The sequence below is a fragment of the Gluconobacter morbifer G707 genome (assembly GCF_000234355.1).
Classification (GTDB): Bacteria; Pseudomonadota; Alphaproteobacteria; order Acetobacterales; family Acetobacteraceae; genus Gluconobacter; species Gluconobacter morbifer.
Map to the genome: position 1 here is coordinate 616055 of NZ_AGQV01000001.1, position 25688 is coordinate 641742.

A 25688-nucleotide genomic window follows, 5' to 3' on the forward strand; every position below is an offset into this window, starting at 1 on the left:
GTTGATTTGCCTCATCCTACCTCTACTGCACGCGACACGCGAGGGAGGGGTGGACAGTTTCCCGCAGGATCGACAGTTTCACTGACCATTCTGTTTCTGAAAGGAGTCATCGCGCATGGTCCTGCTGCGTGTCCTGACCGGTATGATCGGTCTTCTGGCTGTGGGCGCGCTGTTTTCCACGGACCGGCGGCAGATCGACTGGACACTGGCCGGGCGTGCACTGCTGCTGCAGCTCGGGCTGGCCTGGATCGTGCTGTGGAATCCGGCCGGCGCCCATGCGCTGCATGTCCTGTCCGCAGGGGTGACGAAAATCCTGTCCTATGGCGATAACGGGAGCGCGTTTCTCTTCGGGGGGCTCGTCGGTCCGAGGATGGATCAGCTTTTCGGGAAGGAGAGCTTTGTCTTCGCCCTCCGGGTTCTGCCGGAGATCGTCTATGTCGCGGCCCTTCTCAGCCTCCTCCAGCACTGGGGCGTTCTTCACGCATTGTCGCGGCTGATCGGCAGTCTCCTGGCAAAGGTTCTGGGCACGACGCGGCTGGAGTCCTTTTCCGCTGTTCTGACCATTTTCCTGGGGCAGAGCGAAATGCCGATCGCGCTTCAGTCCTGTCTGCGGACCCTGTCGAAGCCCGAACTGGCGACTGTCCTGTGCAGTGGGACGGCTTCCATCGCGGGGTCCGTTCTTGCGGGATATGCCTCGCTGGGTGTGCCGATGGAGAACCTGCTTGCGGCGTCCTTCATGGCCATTCCGGGCGGCGTGCTGTTTGCCCGTATCCTGTTTCCCGGGCCGCGCCCGGAAGGATCGGACATCGCCGGAGCGGATCACGGTCATCACAGCATGTTCGAAGCCATTGCCGAGGGGGCCATGAACGGCGCAAAGATCGCGGTGGCGGTAGGTTCGGTTCTGATCGCGTTTGTGGGGCTGATTGCCCTGACCGACGGGCTGCTCTCTACGGTCGGGTTGTCACTGGCGCGAGTTTTCGGGGTCATGTTCGCGCCTTTTGCCTGGCTTCTGGGTATTCCCTGGGGGGAATGCGCGACTGCCGGCAGTCTTCTCGGACAGAAAATCGCATTCAATGAATTCGTGGCCTATCTCAGCCTCTCGCCCCTTATTCATGCGCATGCCCTGTCGGAACGGACCCTGACGATCCTGTCCTTTGCCTTGTGCGGTTTCGCCAATATCTCAACCATCGGTATTCTGATCGGCGCGTTTGGAAGTGCCGCACCGGAGCGGCGCACGGATGTCGCGGGGCTGGCAGTCCGGGCCGTTCTTGCGGGAACGCTGTCCAACGCTATGAGCGCAGTGATTGCCGGGCTGTTTGTCTGACCGCTGGTCTCGTGCCGGAGACGGTCAGGCCGCGAGATTGTCTGTGTATGCCTGACGGATGATCATGGCCTGCGTGGTGGGAAATTCGATGATCCGTTCCGGGCGGTTGGCGAAAAATGTTTTGAAGGCGTCGGAAACGCCGGGAATGATGGAGTAGTCGTGCGTCAGGATGATGCCGCCGGGCACCATGCGCGGATAGAAGAACTCCAGTCCGGCCAGTGTGGCGTCGTGCAGGTCCACGTCCAGATGCACGAAAGAAAAGCGGAGATGATCCAGACCTTCCGTCGTGCCGGGAAACATCCCCTGATGGAAATGGACGCCCTGGTATGGGGAGAGGAGGCGCTGGACGACGGGTAGCGTGCCAACGAATTCGCCCTGTCTGAATACCGCACGTTCGCTCCTGCCGTGCCCTTCGGGCAGCCCTTCGAATGTATCGAAGAGGTGAAGCTGGCGACTGTCCTTGACCTCGCACAGGAGTGCTGCGGATGCCCCGCGATAGACTCCGAATTCCGCGAAGTCCCCCGCGATCCGGGCCTGTGCATGGGCGAATTCATGCAGGATGAAGGCTTCATCGGCACTGAGAAGCGAGTGCGCGTTGCGGGAGCAGGCCCGCAGACGCCGGACCGTATCGGGATTTTTATGTCCGGACAGTAGCGTCAGTTGCAGGAAGTTCTGCACCCCGAAGGTCAGTTTGCGGGCAATACGGCTGTGTCCGACAAAGCGGCGCAGCCTCTCGTTTCTCATCCACATTTTGTCACAATTACTCCAGCGTCGGCGGCCGGTCCAGCAGGAGGTGTCTTGCGTCGTCCGGGGTGAATTCCCCGGCCAGCAGGCGTGTCACTGTTTCCATGATGGGTGCACTGACATCTGTTGCCCGTGCAAGGGCCTGCATTGCGGGTGCGGTGTGAACACCTTCTGCCACCGTGGTCCGGGCGGCAAGGATGTCCGCGAGTGGCCGGCCTTCCCCCAGTTCAAGGCCGAGGCTGTAGTTTCGTGATCCCCGGCCTGTACAGGTCAGGATCAGATCGCCCATGCCAGCCAGCCCTGCGATGGTTGATGCCCGTCCTCCCGTCGCTTCCGCCAGGCGTCCGATTTCCGCAACGGCGCGGGTGATCAGGGCCGCCCGGGCGTTCTCGCCCAGTCCGGCCCCGATCGTGATGCCTGCGCCGATGGCCACCACGTTCTTCGCGGCCCCGGCAAGCTGGACGCCTTTCGGGTCGTCGCTGGCGTAGAGACGGAAGGACGATGTGTTCAGCAGTTCGGTCAGTTGCACGGCAAGGGCAAGTTCCGCACAGGCCAGCGTTGCGGCGGCGGGGAGTCCGCGCGCCACCTCGATGGCGAAGTTCGGGCCTGAGAGCACCCCGCAGGGTCGGCCCGGCATGGTTTCGGCCAGAACCTCCAGCGGCAGGCGGGATGTGCCCTCTTCCAGTCCCTTGCAGCAGGTAATGACGGGAATCGACGGAGCCAGGACCGTTTCCAGCCGGGTGGAAACGTCCCGCAGGGTCTGCATCGGCACGACCAGAAGCACCACATCGGCTGACTGCGGGAAGGTGCCGGTGATGGTGACGTTCTCCGGCAGGCGCACGGTCGGCAGGCGAGGCAGGACCCGGGTCCCCGGTGGCACGGGAGAACGCATCCACAGCGTGATGTCCGCTCCGGTGGCTGCGGTGGCGCAGGCCAGCGCCGTTCCCCAGGCTCCGGCACCGATCACCGCGATATGAGGCTTCGTCATGGATGGGTCCTCCGTTTTCATTCGTCGGCCAGACGTTCGATATTGACCGTGATGGTGTCGCCATCTTCCGGAGAGAGGGCTGTCTGTAACGCTGCCAGAATGGCCTGTGCGTCCTGCTCGAAGCCATATGGCGGATTGACCACCAGCACTCCGCAACCGTTCAGGCGCGACGGGTCCAGCGGCGGGCGCAGCAGGAATTCACAGGCGATCATGTCGCGGATGCCGGCTTCCAGCAGGGCTGTCTGGAAGGCCCGGACCGGCGTGCGGTGCTTGACGGGGTACCAGATCGCGATGATTCCGGCCCGGAACCGGGACTGGATCAGGGACACTGCGCGGGCGCATTGCGCAAAATCATCCGGCTTCTCGAAAGGCGGATCGATCAGGACCAGTCCGCGCTTGAGGTCTTTGGGCGGCAGCAGGGCCCGCAATGCCTCATAGCCATCCCGGTGATGGACGGAAACTTGTGGGTCGTTGCGAAACAGCCGCCGCAGGGGCCGCACGTCTTCGGGGTGAAGTTCACAGGCCGCTAGCCGGTCCTGCGGGCGCAGGGCGTATCGCGTGAATTGGGGCGAGCCGGGATAAAGGCCCAGCGCCCGCACTGCGCCGAGATAATCCTGTAATGCGGCTGGGGAGGTGTCTTCGGTCTCTTCAAGAAGGCGTCCGATTCCTGCACGCCATTCCCCGGTCTTTTCTGCCTCTTCGGATGATAGATCGTAATGTCCGCATCCGGCATGTGTATCGAGAACGAAGAAACCCGCCGGTTTGCGGGAAAGGAACTTCAGAAGCGCCAGAAGGAGTGCATGCTTGACGCAATCCGCGAAATTCCCGGCGTGATAGGCGTGACGATAGTTCAAGGTGACGATGTCCTGAGAGAGGGGACGCTGGGTTCAGGGTGTGCAGGGTCGGTCCCTCGGTCTGTCAGGGAGAGGTCCAAACCGTTTTCCATGGGGAGCCACCCGGTAAAAGGCGCGGTCCGCGCAGGGCGGTGCATGTCATGGGTTGAACGGGGCACGGACATCAGGGTTTTCCGTTCCCTGCAGGTCCGACGAGACGGGAATGCCAGGAAGGGAGGTTCGAACAGAGGTCTGTTCGGACTGAGCGGGTTTCCATCGACCGTTATGGGCAGGCGCGGGCTCATGCGTGGGCCGGCTGGCGTTCCGAAAGGGGCCAGCGTGGGCGGGCTGCGGTGTCGGTTTCGTCCGGGGTTTCCCCGGCGTGGAGGCGTTCCAGTGCGGCCCAGCCAACCATGACGGCATTGTCCGTGCACAGCCGCAGGGGCGGAGCGATGAACGGAATGCCGTGTCTGGCGGCCACCTTTTCAAGGCGGGCGCGCAGCATCTGGTTGGCCGCGACCCCTCCGGCCACCACCAGCGCGGTGGATGCCGGGGCGAGCGCCAGTGCATGCTCGGCCCGGTCCGCCATGACGTCTGCCACGGCGCGCTGAAAGGATGCGGCCACATCCGCGGCAAACTGGCGGGAAAGGGCGCCTTTTCCCTGCGGTTCGATCAGGCGGCTGACGGCGGTTTTCAGGCCGGAAAACGAAAAATCGCATCCGTCGCGTCCTCTGAGAGGGCGGGGGAGGTCGAAGGCATCATCCCGTCCTTCCAGCGCAAGTTTTTCCAGCGCCGGGCCACCGGGCCAGCCAAGGCCAAGCATTTTCGCCACCTTGTCGAAAGCCTCGCCCGCCGCATCGTCGATCGTCCCGCCCAGCCGGACATAATGCCCCGTGCCTTCCACGGAAACGCACTGGCAATGGCCGCCGGAGACCAGCATCGTCAGATAGGGGAACCGGAGTCCCGCGCCAAGGGATGGCAGGCGCGGCGTCAGGATATGCGCCTCGATATGGTTGACCGCGATGAAAGGGCGTCCCAGCGCCATGGCCAGCCCCTTGGCATAGGAACTCCCCACGATCAGTCCCCCGATCAGCCCCGGCCCCGTCGTGGCGGCAAAGGTGTCGATGTCCGGCAGGGCCAGACCCGCTTTGTCCAGCACGGTCCGCACCAGGGCGGGCAGGGCGTCCAGATGCGCGCGGGCTGCAATCTCCGGGACGACGCCCCCCAGAATTTCATGATCCTTCTGCGATACGACGCCTTCGGCCAGGATGTCGCCCGCATGGCTGAGGATGGCGCAGCCGGTGTCATCGCAGGACGTTTCAATTGCTAGAAGGGGGCGGCATGACGGGGAGTAGGACATGCCATGCATTATGACCGAGTCTGTCAGATCATGACAGTCCTGCCGGAATGGAGTACAGGTGCGGTTCATGAATGCTCCCGTCCTGGCTTCCGACGCCCTCCAGAAGGTCGCCGCGGAAGCCGTCCGTCGCTCCCATGCTGTCGAGACGCCGTCCCGACGCACTCTTCCCCTGCGTGTCGGAACCCGTGCCTCGCCGCTGGCTCTCGTTCAGACGCGCAATTTCCTGACGCGCCTGACACGGTTCTGTCCCATCCTGCGTGATATGGGGGCTTTCCAGGAGCACCAGATCAGCACGGAAGGGGATCGTAACCTCGTCCAGCGTCTGGCGGAGATTGGCGGAAAGGGGCTTTTCGCCAAGGAAATTCACGAGGCCCTTCTGGCCGGTCGCATCGATTTTGCGGTGCACAGCCTCAAGGATCTCGAGACCAATCTTCCCCCCGGCCTCGTTCTGGCCTGCACGCTCAAGCGCGAAGACGCCCGCGACACCATTCTCCTCCGGGACCGGACGGTCGAAGTTGATCCCGCCCGTCCGTATGACTGCCTTCCTGAAGGTGCGCTGATCGGCTGTGCCTCCGTCCGCCGTCAGGCGCAGATGCTGCATGTCCGTCCGGACCTGAAGTTCTGTCTTCTGCGCGGTAACGTCCAGACACGTCTGGACAAGCTGCGGGCCGGTGCCTGTGACGCCACGCTTCTGGCGCTTGCCGGTCTGCGCCGTCTGGGGATGGAAGACAGGGTGGACGTCGTCCTGGAGCCGGATCAGATGCTGCCTGCTTCGGGGCAGGGGATCGTCGGTGTGACAGTGCGTGAGAGCGACGCGGAACTGCGCGAACTCCTTTCCGCGATCGAGGATCCGGAAGCCCGGGCTGTCTCTACGGCGGAGCGCGCCCTTCTGGCGGAACTGGATGGCTCCTGCCGCACCCCGATCGGCGGTTATGCCAGAATCGAGAAGGGTATTCTCAAGCTGACCGGCATGGTCGCCAGCGAGGACGGTACGTTCCTGCTGAAGCGGGAGATCGAGGGTCCGCCGCTGGAGGCCGCCCGCATGGGAACTGAACTGGCGGACGAACTGCGCCGCGAAACGCCGCCTCATATCTTTGCCGAGATCACGCGGGCCTGACATGATGCGGCGCCGTGTTCTGGTCACGCGGCCGGAACCCGGCCTGACGGCAACCATGGCTGCTGTCCGGGGGCTGGGCTGGGACGCTGTTGCATCGCCCATGCTGGCCGTCACGCCCTGCGCGCCCATTCCCTGTGGCACGTTTCGTGCCATTCTTGTGACCAGTGCCAATGCGCTGCCGGCCCTGTGCGCCATGCCGCGTGACCGGTTGCTTGTTGCGGTTGGGGACAGGACGGCCGCGAGAGCGCGCGAGGCCGGTTTCCGGAATGTGGAAGCCGCGGAGGGGGATGCGGAGGCTCTTGCGGCCTTCTGTCATCGGAATGGTCTGACGGGACGTGATGTTCTTCTGGCCAGTGGGCAGGGTTATGGTCTGGATCTCGTGGATGCGCTGGATGTCAGCCGGGCCGAGGCCTATGCCGTCACGAAAATCCGTCACCTGACGCCCGAAGCCCGGATGGCGCTGGACGCGGGGGCGGTCGACGCTGTTCTGTTTTATTCGGGGAAAACGGCCGAGGCTTTCATGGAAGCCGCGCGGGATGTTCCGGAAAGCTGCCTGTCAGGCATCAGGGCGCTGTGCCTGTCTGAAGCCATTGCCGCGCGCCTCGAGCCGGAACAGTGGCGCGCGGTGAGGTGGCCCGACCCGCTGGAGCGTCTCGGGCCGTGTGAGGCTTAGGCCTCGCCAGCGGGTTCCGGGAACTGCTGGGCGCGCTTGGCCTGCCACAGCGACACGAAGTCGATGGGCTGGAGCACGACCGGCGGGAAGCCGCCGTCACGCGTGACATCGCTGACGATGGAGCGGACATACGGGAAGATCAGGCGCGGAACCTCAACCAGAAGCAGCGGCTCGACCAGTTCTTCCGGTGCGTTGGCCAGCGTGACGATCGCGGCATAGGTCAGTTCCGTGATGAACACCGGGCGGCCGGTCTTGCCACCTTCTTCAGCCGGGGGTTCGGCCGCTTCCGCGCGCACGGACAGGACCACTTCGTAAACCGGCTGCTGCTCTTCGAGGCGGTTGGCCTGAACGTCGATATTGACGGAAATCTGCGGCTGGGCGCGCAGCGTGGTGAAAATGGAGGCGCCGGACGGAACCTCGAAGGACAGGTCCTTCGTATACTGCACGTTGATGACGAGCGGCATCGGCGGCACGCTCTCTTGGCCGAGGGCCTGGTTGTCGGTGGTGTTCTCGGACATGACAGTCTCCGGATCCGCAATGCGGACGTCAGTGAAACAATTGCGATCTCCCGGCGGTAGCATGATGTTCCATGCGCGCCAAGACACGCTTCCTGAGCATGAATGGTTGAGATCGGGCCCGGAGCACCCTATCTGTACAACATACGTTCCAACGCATGAGTGAAACGCAGACCTTCATGTCTTCTGACAAAATCCATCTTCCGTCCGGCCTCATGGACTCCGCCAGCGCACATTTCCCGTGGGACATCGTGGTGCTGGCCGTGCTGGCTGTTGCGCTCGGTATCCGTCTGTATCGGGTTCTGGGCCGCCGGATCGGAATGCAGGGTGTGCGTCAGGAGAGGCCGGGCCCATTCAGCGCGTCTGCTCCGGACAGCCGGGAGACACGGACGCCGCCGCCGCTGCCTGCCGGGGCACAGCCCAACGGGGAGGGTGCGCCACCCGCGCCGCAGGTCGAATATGACATTCCTGCTCCGGCGACGCGCGTGGGGACCATTCTGGGGGAAATTGCCCAGATTGCTCCGGGTTTCACGCCCTCCGCTTTCCTGAAAGAGGCCGAAAGCGCCTTCCGCCGCATCATCCCGGCCTTTGCCGTCGGGGACAAGCCGGCTCTGGCGGGGCTTCTGACGTTCGAAACGGAAGAGGCCTTTTCCCAGGCCATTGATGCCCGGACGGAAGCGGGTGAGGTCCAGAGGAGCGATCTGCGCGGTATTGACAGCCTGGCCATTCTGGATGCGTTCCTGACGTCTTCGGAAGCGGAAGGGCGGATTGCCCGAATCGAAGTCCGAATCGTTTCCCGTCAGATCAATCTGCTCAGCGACCGTAATGGCGATCCTATTCAGGGAACGGAAGCCGTGACCGAGTTCCATGATCTCTGGCTGTTCGAGTACGCTACGAGTGTTTCGCCTTCGAACTGGCGTCTGGCAGCGTCCCGCCCTGCCTGAAAATCCAAGCCCTGATACGGCCTGTTTATGAAAAAACTGCTGATTTTGCCAGTGCTGGCCCTGTTTTCAGGATGCACTCCGCAAACTGAGTCCCCCACCAGCCTTTCGGTGAATCCTGTCGGGTTCGATGCCCTCCAGGGCTGGAATCAGGAAGACTTTGCGTCCCTGATGGTGCCATTGCGGCAGGAATGTCATCGTCTGTCCCAGCTTCCGCCCGAAACTGTGCTGGGTGGTGCGGAGACTCTTCCGTTCGGCCGTCATGCCTCGGACTGGAGTGGTGCTTGCGCCGAGCTCGAGAGCGCCACGGATGCGCGAACCTATCTCCAGACATGGTTCCAGCCCTATGAAGTTGCGACGTCGGCGTTCTTCACCGGCTATTTCGAACCCCAGATCCAGGCTTCCCTGACACAGGGTGGTGCTTACCAGACTCCGCTTTACGGCCGTCCTACCGATCTGGTGCGGACAAAGGCTACCAATGGTCAGACTGTCACCGGACGCTGGGTCAATGGTCAGTTTGCCCCCTATTACGACCGCGCCGCGATTGATCACGGCGCGCTGGCCGGGAAGGGGCTGGAAATTGCTTGGCTGAAAAGCCCGGTTGATCTGTTCTTCCTTCAGATCCAGGGCTCGGGCCGTCTGGTCCTGCCGGATGGCAATCAGATCCGTGTCGGCTATTCCGGCAAGAACGGTCAGCCTTATGTGCCGCTGGGTCGTGTTCTGGTGCAGGAGGGGCAGCTCGCGCCCAATGCCGTTAGCATGGATACGATCCGGGCCTGGCTGGAGGCCCATCCCGATCAGATGATGGCCATGATGGAGCGCAATCCGGATTATGTCTTCTTTCGCCGGGATGATGGCAATCTGGGGCAGGGCGCGACCGGCGCTTTCGGTGTCCCGCTGACGGCCGGACGGTCCGTGGCGATTGATCGCAGTCTGGTGCCTTTTGCCCTGCCGCTCTGGGTTGAGACGAAGCTACCTGATGCGCAGGGGCGTCCGAGTAACTGGGATCATCTCGTTTTTGCACAGGATATCGGGACGGACATCCACGGTGCCGGGCGGGCGGACCTGTTCACCGGCTGGGGGGCGTTCGCGCAGTATGTTGCGGGCAATCTGCACAGTGCAGGCCGCATGGTGATGCTGCTGCCGCGTCCACCTGCCTCTGCGGACACGCAATGATTCGCAGTCGCCGGGAAACGCTCGGTGTCCATACCCTGATACGGGGAGACTGCACGACGGTCATGCGGCGGATGCCTTCTCGGAGCGTGGATGTCATCGTCACGTCACCTCCTTATAATCTGGGTATCCAGTACCGGAGCTATCAGGACCGTCTGCCTGAGGACGCCTATCTGGACTGGATGGAAGACATCTGCACCAGTCTCAAGCGTCTCCTTCGGGATGACGGATCGCTGTTCCTCAATATTGCCGGATCGTCCTCCCAGCCTTGGCTGCCTTTTGAGCTCATGGTCCGGCTGCGCAAGCTGTTCGTGCTTCAGAACCATATCACGTGGATCAAGTCGATTTCGGTCGGAGACATTACTTACGGACATTTCAAGCCGCTGAATTCTCCGCGCTTCGTGAACCGAAACCACGAACACGTCTTTCATCTCACCAAGACCGGGACTGTGCCTGTCTCGCGTCTCGACGCAGGTGTCCCGTTTACGGACAAGAGCAACATCGAGCGCAGGCGGCATCTGTTCGATCGCCGGTGCCGCGGGGATACGTGGTTCATCCCTTATGAGACCGTCCGAAGCCGGAAGGAAAAGTTCAGCCATCCCGGAACATTCCCGGTGGCCCTGCCGGAAGCCTGTATTCGCCTGCATGGGGTTCGGGAGAATGGTGTCCTGCTCGATCCGTTCATGGGGTCTGGCACCAGCCTTGTGGCGGCTGCCCGAACAGGAATGGCCGGGATCGGCATTGATACGGACACGGCCTATGTCAATGTGGCGCGCAAGCGTCTGCGTGCGGTGCTGGCCAAGACGTCCGAAGAGATGGTTGATGATCTGGCCAGGGAACTGTCTGAAAACTGATAGGTTCAGCCTGTTCAACTCATAAACCCAATCATTTTGACTTTTTAAGGCTCCCCCTCCATTTTCACGGTAACGTGAGAACAGAGGAGAACATGCGGTGCGTGGGAGTACGATTTTCAAGGGCATAGCCAGCTTGGCGGTGCTGGGTGCCGTCGCATGGGGCGGGACCGTCACCTATCTCGAACATTTTGACCACGCAGGGGCGCCCCAGCTGCCGGCGGACAGCCCCACCCGCCAAGATCCTGTTGCCATGACGGCATTCGCGGCCTTTCAGGAAGTGCGCTGCGACTACTGTCACACCAAGGATGTAAATCTGCCCTTCTATTTCAGTCTCCCGGGCGCCAACCAGATCATGAAGCGCGATCTGGTGCAGGGGCAGCGTCACTTTGAATTTGCTCCTGTTCTTGCGGCCTTCCAGCAGGGCAAGCCGCCTTCCGTCGAGCAGCTGTCCCGGATCGAGGAAGTCATTTCCCAGAACCGGATGCCTCCTGCGGCTTATCTTCTGATGCATCCCCATGCCCATCTGAATGAGCAGCAGCGTGCGGACATCCTGAAATGGGTCCGTAACCAGCGCGAACGTTACTATGCTACGCCGGGTGTGGCGGCCATGTTCCGCGGCGAAGTGATCCAGCCTATTCCGGAAACCGTTCAGGTGGACTGGAAGAAGGCCGCGCTGGGCCGCGAGCTTTTCTTCGACAAGCATCTCTCGGGCGACGGGACGCTGAACTGCGCAAGCTGCCATGGCCTGAACACGGCTGGGGTGGATCATCTGGTGACGGCGACGGGCATAGGCGGCCAGAAAGGTCCGATCAACGTGCCGACCGTTTATAACTCCGTCTTCAGCATCGGGCAGTTCTGGAACGGTCGCGCGCAGAACCTCGCGGAACAGGCGGCTGGTCCGGTCATGAACCCCCTGGAAATGGGCTCTCACAGCTGGACGACTGTTGCAGAAAACCTGCGTGGCGAAGCGGGTTATACGGATCAGTTTACGGCCGTCTATGGCTCGGACCAGATCGACGAGCACACCATTACGGATGCCATTGCCGAGTATGAAAAGACCCTGATCACGCCGGACAGTCGTTTCGACCTTTATCTGAAGGGGGATGCCAGCGCGATTACGGCTCAGGAAAAGCGCGGCTATGAACGGTTCAAGGAGATTGGCTGCTCAGGCTGTCATAGCGGCGTTGCCGTTGGTGGTGACGCTTATGAGATCCTTGGTTTGGAAGGTCCGTATTTCGAGGCCCGTCACACGCAGCTGACTGCGGCGGATGAAGGACGTTATGCCTTCACGCACAATCAGGCGGACAAGGAGCGTTTCAAGGTTCCGAACCTGCGCAATGTCGAGCTGACCGGACCGTGGTTCCATGATGGTTCCGTCAAAAGCCTGGACCAGGCAGTTCGTGAAATGGCCCGTTACGAAACCCCAGACCATGATATTTCCGATCAGGATGTCGGTGATATCGTCGCGTTCCTGAAGACGCTGACGGGTAAATATGACGGTCTTCCGCTGAAGGACGTCCCTGCAGACGCACCGCTTCATGCACCGGATACCGCCAACTGATTTTCAGGGACTGGTTAATACAAAAATGGCCCGGTTTTTTCCGGGGCCATTTTTGTGTGTGTGTCAGGTCTGTCAGTCATCTTCGGCGAGTCTGCGATCAGCGGCTTCGTCGATTTCTTTCCGCTGCGCCTCGGTGATGTATCCACGCTCATATTCCTGCGTGGCGCGGGCCTTGGCGTTGCGGGCGCGCCCTTTCGTATCCACAGGGTAGCCGCGTTCTTCCGGCAGCCCGAATTCATCATCCGGCAGGCTGTCTCTTTCCTGTTTTGTAAGTTTGGTCATCGGTCTGTTCCTCCGACTGAAACCTGTCCGGCTCCCTGGTGAGCCGTTCTTTCATTATGCTCCCAAACGGTCCGTCACAGGCAGACATTTTTCCTGCCGGTGAGGGAAAACCCCGGACATCACGGACCACAGGCTGAAAAAGCCCCTCCCGCCCGGTATTCAGATGCCGCAGAAGCCTTTACATGCGGTTCATGTCCTTCGTTTCCGGAGGCAGGGCAATATCTGGGCAGGTGGAGCGGATTCTGTGGCCAAGCGGGTTCTGAGGGAAGAGGAGGCGGCTCTGTGGCAGATGGTTGTCCGCGATATCGCTCCCCTTTATCCAGCCCTTCCCCAGCTTCCTCCGCCCGAAAAGCCCGCCCCGCAGAAAGAGGACAGGGCTGTCCCGCCCGCAAACAGGCTGCCTCCTGTTACGCCGCCACCGCCTGACGGTGCGTCCTTTGCGGCTATGCTAAGGAAACCTGTTGTCCGGGCGCGTCACAGGCCGCAGGATCTTGCTGTGGGCGCTCGGGCACCCGGACTGGACGACACGACATGGAAGCGCCTCTCGAGGGGGCGTCTGAAAGTGGATGCCCGGCTGGATCTGCATGGTTATGTCGTACAGGAGGCGTTTGAACGGCTGCATGATTTCATGCACCGGGCCCGGATGCGCAACTGGCGTTGTGTGGAAGTCGTAACCGGACTGGGAAGCGGCCAGACAAGCGGACTTATCCGCCGGGAACTGCCCCTGTGGCTTCAGCGCTCTGACCTGCGGCCCATGGTCCTGGCCGTTGTGCATCCACATGCCGCCAATCATGGGTCCGTCCGCATCCTGCTAAGAACACGGCATCGCTGAAAGCCGCGTGGAGACGGGTTTCAGAGACGGCGTGTTTCCTGTCCGGCGCGCCAGCGTGTGGTATTGACGGTGACCCAGCGGCGCAGCGCCAGCGTCGCGCCCAGATCCGGCACGGAGCGGGACAGAAACGGCGCAGCATTATCCCCGGATGCCAGCATGAAATGATGTTTGGCGGCCCAGTGCCGCACGCCATTATCTGTTGCTGCGGCGATGCATGCCTTGCTCCACTGCGCCACGATGTCAGGCGGGGTCAGCATGGGGAGGGCAATGACCAGTGCCGTATCAAGACTGGCCGCAATGGCGCGCCAGGCGTTGAATAACGGTCCTTCCGGCGGACGGCCCCGGACTTCCTGATACGCTTCCAGGAAGTTCGGAATGCTGTCTGTTTGGGTGTCTGTCAGATCGCCGGTATGATAGAGCGCGGCTGTTCCTGACGGCAGATGCGCCAGCGCGTCATCCAGCGGGACATCAAGCGCATAGGGAGAAATCTGTACGGCATCGACTTTCCCCTCCCGCAGGGCGGCCAGTGCTTCCGTTGCTGTCAGATAGCCGGGGACGGGAACCGGACGCAGTCCCAGCAGGGACAGGCCCAGAAGGGCATTCAGTTCATTGCCGGCCGGCCGGGACACCGCAAGCCGGACCGGGTGATCGTGGAAAAAGCCGGTCAGGCGGCTGCGAAGCGTGCGGTGCAGTTCCGCCCGCGCCACGACGATGGTGGTCGTATGCGCGATGAGCACCGGAATCCAGCGCCCGAAATCGTAATGCACGCGATTGTCGCCGATCAGGGAAGCCAGAAGCGTGGCGCCCTGTGCCGCAATGGCCGTGCTGCCATCCGGTGCGCCATTGGCATCGAACAGATTGGCAGCGCGGACGCCGTCCTGCCCCAGATCCGGCACAAGCTGGATGGGTGTTTCCAGTCCGAGCGACCGCGAGAGAGCGCCAGCCGCCAGTTCACCGAACTGGCCGGCAGGGGAGGCCAGTGTCCCCCCGAGCAGCAGATGGGCTTCGGGGAGAGTATCGGCAAAAGCCGGAAGGCCGGAAAAGGCGGCAGACCCGGAAAGCAGCGCCAGTCCTTTCAGGGCAGACCGGCGGGTGAAGCAGCCAGACGTCACGGCCAGCGGACTTCCGGCGGCATGCTCATGAGAATGGCTTCGGTATTGCCGCCGGTCTTGAGACCGAACAGCGTGCCGCGGTCATGCAACAGGTTGAACTCCACATAGCGGCCACGGCGCACGAGCTGTGCATCGCGGTCTGCGTCCGTCCATGGCGTGAACATGCGGCGGCGCACGGCGGCGGGATAGGCGTCATGGAACGCCATGCCGACATCCTTCGTGAAAGCGAAGTCCAGAGCTGCATCTCCCGAGTAGAAACGGTCGTAGAAGATTCCTCCGAGTCCGCGCGGCTCATTGCGGTGATGGAGGTGGAAGTAGCGGTCACACCACTCCTTGAAGCGGGGATAGTGTTCCGGGTCGTGCCGGTCGCACGCTTCCTGGAACATCCTGTGGAAATACTCCGCGTCGCTCTGTGCTTCGGCGCTTTCTGGGAACATCGGCGTGATGTCGCCGCCACCGCCGAACCATCCCTGGGAGGTGATGATCATGCGTGTATTGAAATGCGCTGCGCTGACATGCGGATTGCAGGGATGCGCCACCAGCGAGATGCCCGTTGCGAAAAACCGCGGGTCTTCCTCCGCGCCGTCGATCGTCTTGCGGAACTCGGGTGAAAACTCACCCCAGACCGTCGAGACATTGACGCCGACTTTCTCGAACACACGACCGCGCATGACGGACATGACGCCCGCGCCGCCTTCAGGGCGGTCCCATGCCGTGCGTTCGAAACGGCCGGCCTCCGTGCGGTCGCGCAGAACCTGCGAACCGCCTTCGACGGCCTCGTCCTCAAGCTTTTCGTAGGACGCACATATCCGGTCCCGGAGGGTCTCAAACCAGACTTTGGCCTGACGCTTCAGCGCGTCATGGGGCACATCCGGACGAACGATTTCAGCAAAACTGGGGCTGATCTGGTCCATTTTCTTTTCCCCGTCCTCACAGGACAACATCTTTGGTTACGCAGGCTGTCCTAGCAAATCGTATCCTTTCCGAACAGTTGGGGCGTTGCATGTCTGCTGACCATCCGTGGCAGCATCATGGCGATGAAAAGCTGACAACCGGTAAAAAAATCTGTGTGTCCGTCGCTTTTTCTTGCCGGGACTTGCGCGGCCTGCCGTCTCGTGGTCCAGAAACGGACAGTTGCAGGACCATTTAACCAAGGGGCGGAACGCACGCACATGTCTTCTGAACAGGAAATCCAGCCCGTCATCGGCGTGATCGGTGGCTCGGGGCTGTACGATATAGACGGGCTTGAAAACAAGGAATGGCGCCGGGTCGAAACCCCCTGGGGCGAGCCATCGGATGAACTGCTGTTCGGGACGTTCGAGGGCGTGAAATGCGTGTTTCTGCCGCGTCATGGCCGGGGGCATCCTATTCCCCCGTCAGAACTCAACTTCCGTGCCAATATCGATGCACTGAAGCGGGCCGGCGTGACGGACATCCTGTCCCTTTCCGCCGTGGGTTCGCTGAAGGAAGAACTCCCGCCGGGACATTTCGTTCTGGTGGACCAGTTCATTGATCGTAGCTTTGCACGGATCAAGACCTTTTTCGGAACGGGATGTGTGGCGCATGTCAGCATGGCCGATCCGGTCTCTCATCGCATTCTTGATGTGGTGGAGCGGGAAGGCCGTAAGCTTGGTATCTCTTTGATCCGTGGCGGGACCTATCTCGTGATGGAAGGACCGCAGTTCTCCACCCGGGCGGAAAGCCATCTGTACCGGAGTTGGGGCTGCTCGGTTGTGGGTATGACGAACATGCCCGAAGCCAAGCTCGCCCGCGAGGCCGAGATGAATTATGCCACCGTTGCGATGGTCACGGATTTCGACTGCTGGCATCCCGATCATGACAGCGTGACCGTCGAAGCCGTGGTCAAGGTCATGAAAGGCAATGCCGAGAATGCACGCCGTCTGGTGAAAGCCATTATCCCGGTGCTGGGGCAGAAGCGGCCGGTTGACCCGTCCGCCGAACGTGCGCTGGATTTTGCGTTGATCACCGCGCCTGAAAAGCGTGATCCGGCGCTTATGGCCAAGCTGGACGCCGTGGCGGGCCGTATTCTCAACGCTGGCTGAATTAGAAAGGGGCCGCCCGTCTGTGGAGATGGGCGGCCTTGTTTGGGCAGTCAGCACTTTGCCATGACGTTCTCGTCGGCTTAGTCATGGCTCGGCAGGCAGCTTCGCCCGGATTGTTCATCGGGTCGTATTTTTGTGTGCGGCCCGAGGTCTGGGGATAATGTCGGGTGTACTGATCCGCGAGGACAGTTTTAGGGAGGTTCCTGAAACTGCGTGGCCTCGGTCAGAAGTGTCTTCTGGTGCTTCCCAGATGGAAATCAGGTTTTCCGATAGTTTTCCGGGCTGATCCCGGGGCGTCTAAAATTCTTGGAGCCAATTGGCCTCAGGCCGGATGGCCGCCTTATGACGGGCATCCGGTCTGAGCGGATCGTCACCCCGGCCTCAGAATTCCTGCCGGGTTGGACGCAGGACGATCTCATTGATGTCCACGTCATCCGGCTGTGAAATGGCAAAGGCGATGGCTTTGGCCACCGAGTCCGCCGGGATGGCGATCTTGTAGAAGGCCTCGACGTGTTTGCGGCTTTTTGCGTCTCCGCTGCCATATTGGAGTTCGCTTTCCACTGCACCAGGTTCAATGCTGGTGACGCGAAATGCTCCTGCCGACTCCTGTCTCAGTCCCTCACTGATGGCCCGGACCGCGAACTTGGTGCCGGAATAGACCGTGCCTCCCGGTGCGAATACCTTCAGGCCGGCTACGGAGGACAGATTGATGACATGGCCGGATTTCTGCTGCGTGAAGATCGGCAACGCTGCGGCGATTCCGTAAAGGACGCCCTTGAGGTTGATGTCGATCATCCGGTCCCATTCATCCACCCGGAGCTGGCTGAGCGGGGCGATGGCCATCAGGCCGGCATTGTTCACCAGAACGTCCAGCCGACCGAAATCGCGCTGGACAGCTTTCACTGTTTCCTCAACCTGCTGGCGGTCCGTTACGTCGAGCGTATAGGCCCGTGCGGTCTGTCCTTTGCCGGTCAGGTCTGCAGCGATTGCATCCAGCCGGTCACGGCGCCGGGCGGCAAGCGCCACCTTGGCGCCGCGCTCGGCCAGGTAGCGGGCCGTGGCTTCCCCCAGCCCGCTGCTTGCGCCCGTGATGAGGACGGTTTTGCCTTCGATGGAAGGAATATTATTCATGATGGGGCCTCATTTTTTCGGGTGAAGATGGCGTTCGAAGAACGCAACGCTCCGGCTCCAGGCCAGATCCCGGGCGTCCCGGTTGAAGCTGGGACGGTCCGGACAGCCGAAGCCATGCCCGGCGTCGTCATAGACATATTCCTCGACTTCCCGCCGTGCCGCGCGGATCTTCTGGAGGTCGGAAGGCGGAATATGGGCGTCCTCACCACCGAAATGCAGTTCGACCGGGCAATGGGGCGGCGTATCGACATGGTTGGCGATACCGCCGCCGTACCAGCTGACGGCGGCGTTGAAATGGTGCGTCTGCGTCGCGGCGAGCCATGCGATCAGTCCGCCCCAGCAGAAGCCGAGGATCCCTACTGGCTGACCGGCGTTCCGGCCCCGGAGTGCGTCGGCGCAGGCTGTGATGTCTTCCTGAATCTTTTCGGACGGAATGCGGCTGCGGAAATCGAGGCCTTCCTTCATCCCTGCTTCGGAATAGGTCAGGACGGTATGGGGTTTGACGCGGTCGAACAGGGCAGGAGCCAGAACATGGAAACCGTGCGCCGCGAGTTCCTCGCACACTGTGCGGATGTGAGTTGTCAGGCCGAAAATCTCCTGTACGACCACGACGGACCGCGCTGCATCGGGAGAGCCGGCTTCCCATGCCTCGAATTCATGACCGTCTGCCGCCTTGAGACGGATCATATGGCCGGCCGGCTTTTCGTGGGAGGAGTTATGAGCCATTGCTTGAATCCATTTTTTTTCTGAAACGCCCGAAAAGGCCAGAGCCCGGAGACCCTGACCATGAGCGACGTTATTAATCTCCGTCGGGAACGCAAACGCCGCAAGTCCGTAGAGGATGCGAAGCTGGCGGAGGCCAACCGGCGCCTGCATGGGCGCACAAAAGGTCAGAAAACTGCTGAAAAGAAGGAAAAACAGCGCTTCGAGAGTTTCATTGAAGGGCGAAAAATTTCTTCCGAATCTTCGCGAAATTCTTGACGTTGGCGGGGTAGGGCGCTACCTCTTTGGCACTCTCGGTGTGAGAGTGCTAAAATGCATTGCAGAACCTGAATGCATCAACCCGGCCATGCTGCTTTAGAACAAGGGCAGGGCCCAGAATGGAGCAATCCATGACGAAGTTTCGTCCCCTTCACGACCGTGTTGTGGTCCGCCGCCTGAACGCCGAAGAAAAGACCGTCGGCGGCATCATCATCCCGGAAACCGCCAAGGACAAGCCGACCGAAGGCGAAATCGTCTCCGTTGGTCCGGGCGCCCGCAACGAACAGGGCCAGATCGTGGCGCTTGACGTCAAGGCCGGCGACAAGGTGCTGTTTGGCAAATGGTCCGGCACCGAGGTGAAGATCGACGGCGAAGAGCTGCTGATCATGAAAGAGAGCGACATCATGGGTGTGATCGGCTGATCAGCCGTCCCCGTTTCCTCTCGTTAAAAGACCTCAACAGGAGTTAAGAACATGGCTGCCAAGGACGTAAAGTTCGGCGCTGACGCCCGCGACCGCATGCTGCGCGGCGTTGATATCCTCGCAAATGCCGTCAAGGTCACGCTGGGTCCGAAGGGACGTAACGTCGTTCTCGACAAGAGCTTCGGCGCACCGCGCATCACCAAGGACGGTGTCTCCGTCGCCAAGGAAATCGAACTGGCTGACAAGTTCGAGAACATGGGCGCCCAGATGGTGCGCGAAGTCGCATCCAAGACGAACGACCTCGCCGGTGACGGTACGACGACCTCCACGGTTCTCGCACAGGCTATCATTCGTGAAGGTGCCAAGGCTGTTGCCGCTGGCATGAACCCGATGGACCTGAAGCGCGGCATCGACAAGGCTGTTGGTGTTGTCGTTGAAGAGCTGAAGAAGAACAGCAAGAAGATGACCTCCCCGGAGGAAATCGCTCAGGTCGGTACGATTTCTTCCAACGGTGAGCGTGAAATCGGTGAGATGATCTCCTCTGCCATGCAGAAGGTCGGCTCCGAGGGCGTCATCACGGTTGAAGAAGCCAAGGGTCTGCACACGGAACTCGACGTTGTCGAGGGTATGCAGTTCGACCGCGGATACATCTCCCCGTACTTCGTGACGAACCCGGAGAAGATGACGGCTGACCTCGACAGCCCGTACATCCTGATCCACGAGAAGAAGCTCTCCTCGCTTCAGCCGATGCTCCCGCTGCTTGAGAGCGTTGTGCAGTCCGGTCGTCCGCTGATGATCATCGCGGAAGACGTTGATGGCGAAGCACTTGCCACGCTGGTTGTGAACAAGCTGCGTGGTGGTCTGAAGATCGCTGCCGTGAAGGCTCCGGGCTTCGGTGACCGTCGCAAGGCCATGCTGGAAGACATCGCCATCCTGACGGGTGGGCAGGTGATCTCCGATGACATTGGCATCAAGCTCGAGTCCGTTACGCTCGACATGCTGGGTCAGGCCAAGAAGGTCCACATCGAGAAAGAGAACACCACGATCGTCGAGGGTGCTGGTAACCCGGAAGACATCAAGGGTCGCTGCAACCAGATCCGTGCCCAGGTTGAGGAAACCACCTCTGACTATGACCGCGAGAAGCTCCAGGAGCGTCTGGCAAAGCTGGCTGGTGGCGTCGCCGTCATCCGCGTCGGTGGCAGCACCGAGGTGGAAGTGAAGGAGCGCAAGGACCGCGTGGATGACGCGCTGCACGCAACGCGCGCCGCTGTGGAAGAAGGCATTGTTCCGGGTGGTGGTACGGCTCTGGCCCGTGCATCCGTCGCCCTCAAGGAACTGCACTACCACAACGACGATCAGCGCATCGGTGGTGACATCGTCCGCAAGGCTCTGCAGACGCCGCTGCGTCAGATCGCCGAGAATGCTGGTGAAGACGGTGCCGTCATTGCTGGCAAGGTGCTGGAAAACGACACCTACAACTTCGGCTTCGATGCCCAGACGGGTGAGTACAAGGACCTTGTCACGGCCGGTATCATCGACCCGACGAAGGTTGTCCGTACGGCCCTGCAGGACGCCGCTTCGGTCGGTGGTCTGCTGATCACGACGGAAGCCATGGTTGCCGAGCGTCCGGAAAAGAAGGCTCCGGCCGCTCCGGGTGGTGGCATGGGCGGCATGGGTGACATGGACTTCTGATCTTTCAGAAGTCTGGTCCTTCCGGCTTCCCGGAGCCGGAAGACCCCTGCACGATCATCAGGAAAACCGTCCTGCCCTCTGGGGCAGGGCGGTTTTTTCGTATGGGCTCCGCGTGGAATGTCAGGTGGGGTGAGCTACCCAGCCGTTCAGGCGTGCGTTGCCGGAATGAAAGCTGTTCCGGTTTTTTCGGAGGTCCGTTTGCGGGCGATGAGAGCAGAGCGGAAAAGATCCGCGCAGGAACCGGCTATTCCGGATAAGGGCGTTCTGTTCCTGCTTTTCGATCTTGCGGTTCAGTTGTCTGCTTGCGGCGTTTTTTCAGGAAGGATCGCTGGCAAGAGGCGCAACCGGTTCTGAAAGAAAAGCCCGGATGTCGTCCAGCGCTTCGGCCAGACTCATCCGGCGGACGTCCACACCGTCCGGAAAGGCACTCAGCAGGCGTGAGGGCATCCGCCGGTCCAGCATGACGAAAACGCCACGATCACTGCCCTGCCGGATCAGACGGCCGAAAGCCTGACGCAGTCTCATCCGCGTGATGCGATCATCATAATCGCCGGGTCGTCCTTCCGACAGCAGGCGGCGGCGTTCGCGGTGCAGAATATCCGGTCGCGGCCAAGGTGTTTTCTCGAAAACCACCATGCGCAATGCTTCTCCCGGAACATCCACGCCGTCGCGCATGGCATCCGTTCCCAGAAGGCAGCTATGCGTCTCGGTCCGGAAGACATCCACAAGCGTGGCATTGTCCATCGCATCCACATGCTGGGCGTAAACGGGATAGCCCTGCGTTTCGAGGGGTTCGCTGATGCGTTTGTGGACCTCTCTCAGGCGGCGGATCGCTGTGAACAGTCCGAGCGCACCACCGCCCGCCGTTTCGAACAGGCTGCGGAAGGCATGGGCGAGGGACGAGATTTCTCCGGAAACGTCCGTGATAACATACGCCCGCGTCTGCCGGGCATAGTCGAACGGACTCATGAGAGACGCACGCAGGGGCGGCTTCATGAAATGCGTTGCGCCGAGACGGATTTCGGCTGCGTGCCAGCTTTCCTCATCCTCCCCCTGGCCCGTCTGGTCCCGCAGTGTCGCGGAGGTCAGGAGCAGCCCATGGGCGGGTGTCTGGATTGTTGAGGCGAAAGGAATGGTCGGGTCCAGCCAGTGCCGGTAGAGGCCGATGTCATGATCACCCTGCGCCGCCCGGGTCCGGGGCAGACGTTCCGTGCGGATGAAGTCCACATGGGTGGGTGTCACGCCGGCTTCCGGCGGGGTCTGGAGTGCATCAAGCATCGCAACCCATCCGGCGACCCGGCTGATGGCACGACGGTGCAGGGTGCGGATCAGGGCCTCGATCCGCTGACGGGTCGGGGCATCCATTTCAGGATCGTCTTCGATCTGCGCTTCGAGACGTTTCGCCAGAAGAACCATAGGCTCTTTGAGCCGTCGTAGCGCCCGCGCCAGTGTCTCGGCGCGTTCCGTTACGTCGTCATTGGCCGGATGCAGATCGCATTCCGCAGAGGCGTAGCCGCTCCGGTCTTTTTCCCGGCTCTGTCTGGCCCGCAGCTGATGATCCAGTGCCCGCAGGAACGTCTCCGAGGGGTTTTCCGGGCCTGTCTCTTCCGGCAGGAGAAGCGGCAGAGCCGTTATGTCGTCCGGAACGGGACTGTCATTTCCGGTGCCAGTTGCGTCATGGTCCGAAGGTGGGTTCAGCCGTGAACTCCATCCTGGCGCGGGCAGGGAACGGGCGGCCTGAAGAACGGCGTGCAAAGGTGCATCGATGGCCGGGATACGTTCCACCAGATCATCCAGCCGGCGCAGGAGGCCACGTGCGCGGGAACGGCTTCCTTCCGCACCCAGAAGCCAGCGGCGCAGTTCCGCCGCTTCGAGGCCGGACAGGACGGTTGCAAAGGCACTGTCAGCTGCATCGGGGACATGGTGTCCTTCATCGAAGACATAGCGCGTCGGGGCTGCATCTTCGTCTGGCAGGCCCGGGCGCGCCAGGGCAGCCCAGGCGGCCTGTGACATGACGAGCGCATGGTTCGCCACCACCAGGTCGGCCTGGCGGGCGCGGCGGATCCCATGTTCCACAAAGCAGGTCTGGTAATGCGGGCACGCGGAATGGATGCACTCTCCACGACGGTCTGCTGCGCCATAAAGTGTCCCATGTCCGAACAGTTCTCCGAACCAGCCGGGCAGGTCACCGCCCATCAGGTCACCGTCGCGGCTGGCTTCCGCCCAGCGTGCCAGCAGGGCAAGCGGCAGAAGGGCCGCCATCCCGTCAGGGCCGCGCGAGGTGGCCGTGTTGAGCAGGTCTTCCATGTTCAGAAGGCACAGATAGTTTTCCCGGCCTTTCCGGACGACGACTTTATCCCGCAGGACCGCGTCATCGGGATAAAGCCGCCGCAGCTCCTGTTCGATCTGCCGTTGCAGGTGGCGTGTATAGGTGCTGACCCAGACCGCGCCGTCATTCTGTTCCGCCCAGAGGCTGGCGGGAGCGATATAGCCGAGTGTCTTTCCTGTTCCGGTCCCCGCTTCCGCCAGCACCACATTGGGGGAGCCGATGGTCTCGCGCGGTTCAAAGGCAGCCGTTGCCACAGACGCGAAATCGGCCTGTCCCGGACGGACTTCCGCGTTCTTGCCCAGGATATCCTGAAGGCGCTGCCGCGCGGCTTTCTGGGAAACGGGCTGGCTGCCCGGAGCGGGGCGGGGGGCTGTTTCTTCCCATTTCGGAAGGCGTTTCCAGATCCGGATGGCTTCGGAGGGATGTCCTGTGCCGGCTTCGTGTGGGGCACCGATCGCCTGCGCCACTTCACCGCTCCATGCCCATCCGGCGCGCGTCAAAGGTGCAAGGAGGGCACGAAGACGGGCGCCTTCCCGCGTTTCCGCCATGGCGCGCAGGCGATCGAGCATGGCTTCGCACAGGATCGGCAGAAGATCGGCGCTGATGGTTTCGGGGGGTGTCAGGCCCAGGGCCAGGGCCAGTCCGCGCGGCGTCGGCGCGACCGTGGTGGCGGGGCAGGTGAAGAGGAAAAGATCCAGCAGGTCGAACCAGGGTACGGGCTGGGAAAGGGGCGAAAGATCAAGCGCGCGCAGGGCGGCCGGACCGTGCACCAGCAGGGGCGGTGGAAACTGGGCGAGCCGCTGGCGGGTTTCCTCCGCTGACAGGTCCAGCAGTTCTCCATCCGGGGTCAGAAGTGAGGACTGTCCACGCCGCGCCACGAGGGCAGGGGCATCGAAGGGGGAAAGGAAGGAAGGGGACGGAGGCATCACGTTTCACTCTAACGGCAAGCCCCGGAAGGCGCGAGGCCGTTTTGGGAATATGGGAACGGATCGTGAAAATTCAGGGCGTGTTGAACGCGAAAGCGCCTGTGGAGAGGAGAGATATGTTTTATAATGAAAAAGGAGGCGTTTCCTGCGTAAAAGCCGTGTCGCGTATCGCTTGACCGGAAGGGAGTGTCTCCCTAGGTTCCCCTGTAATCATGCAGACTTCCAAGACATCTCCAGCCCTCTCCCTCGCATCGGATGCGCCGCTCCCTAAAGCATGGCCATTCGAGGAAGCCCGGAAAATTGCCTCTCACGTAGAGGGGCGTGATCCGGCGGTTCCGGCCCTTCTGGAAACAGGCTATGGCCCGTCCGGCCTGCCGCATATCGGCACGTTCGGAGAAGTTGCCCGGACGACCTGGGTCCGTCAGGCGTTCGAGACCCTGACCGGGCGCCCGACGCGCCTGCTCGCCTTCTCCGATGACATGGACGCTCTGCGCAAGGTTCCGACCAATGTGCCGCAGCAGGAGATGCTGGCACAGCATCTCGGGCTGCCGCTCACCCGTATTCCCGATCCGTTTGGGGAGTATGAGAGCTTTGCGGCGCATAATAATGCGCGGCTGCGCCAGTTTCTGGACAGCTTTGGCTTCCAGTACGAATTTGCGTCTTCCACACAGTATTACACCAGCGGCGTTTTCGACGCGGCCCTGCGCCGGATGCTCGAAGTTCATGATGAGGTCGTCGCGACCATTATCCCGACACTCGGGCCTGACCGTCGCGCCACATATTCTCCTGTCCTGCCCATCCACCCCGAAACGGGTCAGGTCATGCAGGTTCCTCTTATCGCGGTGAATCCTAATGCCGGGACAGTCGTGTGGAAGGACGAGAGCGGCCGGACCTTCGAGACTTCCGTGTTCGGTGGTCAGGCGAAGATGCAGTGGAAGGCCGACTGGGCCATGCGCTGGTATGCGCTGGGCGTGGATTACGAGATGTCGGGCAAGGATCTGATCGACAGCGTAAAATTGTCTTCGAAGATCTGCCGGATTCTGGGCAAAAAGCCTCCTGCCGGGCTGACCTATGAGCTGTTCCTGGATGCGAATGGCCAGAAAATCAGCAAGTCCAAGGGAAATGGCCTGTCCGTCGAGGAATGGCTGCGCTATGGCACGCCGGAGAGCCTCGCGCAGTACATGTTCCAGCAGCCGACCCGCGCCAAGCGCCTGTATTTTGACGTCATTCCCCGCGCGACGGATGACTATCTGACGCTGGTGCAGAAGGCGGAAACGCAGGAACCGGCTGATCTCATGGCCAATCCTGTCTGGTTCATTCACGGTGGCCACATCCGCCCGGAAGATACGAGCCCCGTGTCCTATACGGCGCTTCTGAACCTTGCGAACGTCGCCAATGCCGACAGGCCTGAAACGCTCTGGAAGTTTTTGCGTCGCTACGATCCGACCCTCTCGCCGGAAACCCATCCCTATGTGGACAAGCTGGTTCACTGCGCGCTGACCTATTTCAAGGAGCAGGTTTACCCCAACAAGACCTATCGTTCCCCTACGGAAACGGAACGCAGGGGGCTTGAGGATCTGGCGGACGCACTGGAAAAGCTGGATCCGGCCACGTCTCCGTCTGACGTTCAGGATGTGGTGTTCGAAGTGGGCAAGCGGTATTTTGCCAAGCCGGAACTGCGGTCATGGTTCGGCTGCCTGTACGAGGTGCTGTTGGGACAGAAGGAAGGTCCGCGTTTCGGCATTTTCGCGTCCCTGTTCGGGCTGCCGGAGACGGTTTCCCTCATCCGGGAAGCCCTGGCCCGTCCGGTTGACGGAACAGTTCAGGCCTGATTC

General features: G+C 61.6%; 24 protein-coding genes. 13 read left to right on the forward strand and 11 right to left on the reverse strand.

Features of this window, described 5'->3' with window-relative positions; genetic code table 11:
- The first annotated feature begins 115 nt into the window (after positions 1-115).
- Positions 116-1324 carry a NupC/NupG family nucleoside CNT transporter gene (locus GMO_RS02760; protein WP_008850736.1) on the forward strand — a complete coding sequence of 403 codons (1209 nt, stop codon included), beginning with the start codon at positions 116-118 and terminating at the stop codon, positions 1322-1324.
- A gap of 24 nt (positions 1325-1348) precedes the next feature.
- Here GMO_RS02760 and GMO_RS02765 read toward each other — a convergent pair whose 3' ends face one another.
- The 4 genes from GMO_RS02765 to tsaD form a co-directional block, all read right to left on the reverse strand.
- Positions 1349-2068 carry a TylF/MycF/NovP-related O-methyltransferase gene (locus tag GMO_RS02765; RefSeq protein WP_175282566.1) on the reverse strand — a complete coding sequence of 240 codons (720 nt, stop codon included), beginning with the start codon at positions 2066-2068 and terminating at the stop codon, positions 1349-1351.
- A 16-nt stretch (positions 2069-2084) separates the two neighbouring features.
- Positions 2085-3056, reverse strand: a complete 972-nt coding sequence (locus tag GMO_RS02770) for an NAD(P)H-dependent glycerol-3-phosphate dehydrogenase (protein WP_040507389.1) — start codon at positions 3054-3056, stop codon at positions 2085-2087.
- A gap of 17 nt (positions 3057-3073) precedes the next feature.
- A complete protein-coding gene (locus GMO_RS02775) occupies positions 3074-3910 on the reverse strand; it encodes a 23S rRNA (adenine(2030)-N(6))-methyltransferase RlmJ (protein WP_008850739.1) in 837 nt (278 codons plus the stop codon).
- 280 nt (positions 3911-4190) lie between these two features.
- A complete protein-coding gene (gene tsaD, locus GMO_RS02780) occupies positions 4191-5258 on the reverse strand; it encodes a tRNA (adenosine(37)-N6)-threonylcarbamoyltransferase complex transferase subunit TsaD (protein ID WP_008850740.1) in 1068 nt (355 codons plus the stop codon).
- Between the two features lie 58 nt (positions 5259-5316).
- On the opposite strand from tsaD, the gene hemC reads away from it, so the two are divergent.
- A complete protein-coding gene (gene hemC / locus GMO_RS02785) occupies positions 5317-6366 on the forward strand; it encodes a hydroxymethylbilane synthase (protein ID WP_040507390.1) in 1050 nt (349 codons plus the stop codon).
- A 1-nt stretch (position 6367) separates the two neighbouring features.
- Positions 6368-7039, forward strand: a complete 672-nt coding sequence (locus GMO_RS02790) for a uroporphyrinogen-III synthase (RefSeq protein ID WP_008850742.1) — start codon at positions 6368-6370, stop codon at positions 7037-7039.
- Here the strand turns inward: GMO_RS02790 and secB are convergent.
- The gene (gene secB, locus GMO_RS02795; RefSeq protein WP_040507688.1) at positions 7036-7557 is read right to left on the reverse strand and encodes a protein-export chaperone SecB; all 522 of its coding nucleotides are present in this window, start codon (positions 7555-7557) and stop codon (positions 7036-7038) included. The genes GMO_RS02790 and secB overlap by 4 nt on opposite strands.
- A 176-nt stretch (positions 7558-7733) precedes the next feature.
- Here secB and GMO_RS02800 point away from each other — a divergent pair, with 176 nt between their 5' ends.
- The 4 genes from GMO_RS02800 (at position 7734) to GMO_RS02815 (ending at position 12083) form a co-directional block, all read left to right on the forward strand.
- Entirely contained in the window at positions 7734-8498 is a 765-nt protein-coding gene (locus GMO_RS02800) for a Tim44/TimA family putative adaptor protein (protein WP_040507691.1), read from the forward strand.
- Between the two features lie 27 nt (positions 8499-8525).
- Entirely contained in the window at positions 8526-9671 is a 1146-nt protein-coding gene (mltA, locus tag GMO_RS02805; protein WP_040507391.1) for a murein transglycosylase A, read from the forward strand.
- Positions 9668-10522, forward strand: coding sequence for a DNA-methyltransferase (locus tag GMO_RS02810; RefSeq protein ID WP_008850746.1), 855 nt, complete (start codon positions 9668-9670; stop codon positions 10520-10522). The genes mltA and GMO_RS02810 overlap by 4 nt, the downstream gene beginning before the upstream one ends.
- 97 nt (positions 10523-10619) lie before the next feature.
- On the forward strand, positions 10620-12083 hold the full coding sequence (locus GMO_RS02815; protein WP_040507392.1) for a cytochrome-c peroxidase: 1464 nt from the start codon (positions 10620-10622) through the stop codon (positions 12081-12083).
- 72 nt (positions 12084-12155) lie between these two features.
- Here GMO_RS02815 and GMO_RS02820 read toward each other — a convergent pair whose 3' ends face one another.
- On the reverse strand, positions 12156-12365 hold the full coding sequence (locus GMO_RS02820; protein WP_008850748.1) for a hypothetical protein: 210 nt from the start codon (positions 12363-12365) through the stop codon (positions 12156-12158).
- Positions 12366-12528: 163 nt separating this feature from the next.
- Between GMO_RS02820 and GMO_RS02825 the strand changes: the two genes are divergently transcribed.
- Positions 12529-13197, forward strand: coding sequence for a Smr/MutS family protein (locus GMO_RS02825; RefSeq protein WP_008850749.1), 669 nt, complete (start codon positions 12529-12531; stop codon positions 13195-13197).
- A 20-nt stretch (positions 13198-13217) separates the two neighbouring features.
- On the opposite strand, the gene GMO_RS02830 is transcribed toward GMO_RS02825, so the two are convergent.
- A complete protein-coding gene (locus tag GMO_RS02830; RefSeq protein WP_008850750.1) occupies positions 13218-14309 on the reverse strand; it encodes a hypothetical protein in 1092 nt (363 codons plus the stop codon).
- On the reverse strand, positions 14306-15223 hold the full coding sequence (hemF, locus tag GMO_RS02835) for an oxygen-dependent coproporphyrinogen oxidase (RefSeq protein ID WP_040507699.1): 918 nt from the start codon (positions 15221-15223) through the stop codon (positions 14306-14308). Before hemF ends, GMO_RS02830 begins: the two co-directional genes overlap by 4 nt.
- 258 nt (positions 15224-15481) lie before the next feature.
- Here hemF and GMO_RS02840 point away from each other — a divergent pair, with 258 nt between their 5' ends.
- Positions 15482-16372: an S-methyl-5'-thioadenosine phosphorylase gene (locus GMO_RS02840; RefSeq protein WP_040507393.1), complete on the forward strand. Its 891-nt coding sequence runs from the start codon at positions 15482-15484 to the stop codon at positions 16370-16372.
- Positions 16373-16753: 381 nt separating this feature from the next.
- Here GMO_RS02840 and GMO_RS02845 read toward each other — a convergent pair whose 3' ends face one another.
- The gene (locus GMO_RS02845) at positions 16754-17503 is read right to left on the reverse strand and encodes an SDR family oxidoreductase (protein ID WP_008850754.1); all 750 of its coding nucleotides are present in this window, start codon (positions 17501-17503) and stop codon (positions 16754-16756) included.
- A gap of 9 nt (positions 17504-17512) precedes the next feature.
- The gene (locus GMO_RS02850; protein ID WP_139064343.1) at positions 17513-18229 is read right to left on the reverse strand and encodes a dienelactone hydrolase family protein; all 717 of its coding nucleotides are present in this window, start codon (positions 18227-18229) and stop codon (positions 17513-17515) included.
- Between the two features lie 60 nt (positions 18230-18289).
- Between GMO_RS02850 and GMO_RS13710 the strand changes: the two genes are divergently transcribed.
- The 3 genes from GMO_RS13710 to groL all read left to right on the forward strand — a co-directional run bounded on the left by GMO_RS13710 (position 18290) and on the right by groL (position 20598).
- A complete protein-coding gene (locus GMO_RS13710; protein ID WP_008850756.1) occupies positions 18290-18484 on the forward strand; it encodes a DUF4169 family protein in 195 nt (64 codons plus the stop codon).
- A 131-nt stretch (positions 18485-18615) separates the two neighbouring features.
- Positions 18616-18906, forward strand: a complete 291-nt coding sequence (gene groES, locus GMO_RS02860; RefSeq protein ID WP_040507703.1) for a co-chaperone GroES — start codon at positions 18616-18618, stop codon at positions 18904-18906.
- Positions 18907-18957: 51 nt separating this feature from the next.
- A complete protein-coding gene (gene groL, locus GMO_RS02865; RefSeq protein ID WP_008850758.1) occupies positions 18958-20598 on the forward strand; it encodes a chaperonin GroEL in 1641 nt (546 codons plus the stop codon).
- A 315-nt stretch (positions 20599-20913) separates the two neighbouring features.
- Here the strand turns inward: groL and GMO_RS02870 are convergent, their stop codons facing one another.
- A complete protein-coding gene (locus GMO_RS02870; RefSeq protein ID WP_040507395.1) occupies positions 20914-23853 on the reverse strand; it encodes an ATP-dependent DNA helicase in 2940 nt (979 codons plus the stop codon).
- Positions 23854-24065: 212 nt separating this feature from the next.
- Here GMO_RS02870 and GMO_RS02875 point away from each other — a divergent pair, with 212 nt between their 5' ends.
- Entirely contained in the window at positions 24066-25685 is a 1620-nt protein-coding gene (locus GMO_RS02875; protein WP_008850763.1) for a lysine--tRNA ligase, read from the forward strand.
- Positions 25686-25688: the final 3 nt, after the last annotated feature.